General features: G+C 71.8%; 1 protein-coding gene. It reads left to right on the top strand.

Translation table 11 applies throughout. The features are described 5' to 3' along the window. Positions 1–386, top strand: a 386-nt coding sequence (locus tag GVJ63_RS22130; protein WP_200843149.1) for an OPT/YSL family transporter, incomplete at both ends; no start/stop codon positions are given.

Genomic DNA, 386 nt, shown 5'->3' with positions numbered 1-386 from the left:
GGCTCGTCCAACTCGCCCCTGTCGGGAATCGGCATCCTGGCCGCGCTGGCGAGTTCGGCGATGCTGCTGGGCCTGCTCGGCCGCGACGGGGATGCGCAGAGCGGCGGGGCGCTCGTCGCCTACGTGCTGACCGTCACCGGCATCGTGTTCAGCATCTGCGCCATCGCGAACGACAACCTGCAGGATCTCAAGACCGGCCAGCTCGTCGGGGCGACGCCGTGGAAGCAACAGGCGGCCCTGGTCGTCGGCGTGGTGTTCGGGTCGGCGATCATCCCGCCGGTGCTCAACGTGCTGGCGACGAGCTTCGGCTTCGTCGGGACGCCCGGGGCCGGGCCGAACGCGCTGGCCGCGCCGCAGGCCGGCCTGATCTCGACCCTGGCCAAGGG

Origin of the sequence: Pantoea sp. 18059 (assembly GCF_902706165.1) — a bacterium.
Lineage (GTDB): Bacteria > Pseudomonadota > Gammaproteobacteria > Enterobacterales > Enterobacteriaceae > Pantoea > Pantoea agglomerans.
The sequence above is the reverse complement of the archived record's forward strand: the minus strand, read 5'-3'. Positions and strand labels throughout refer to the sequence as shown.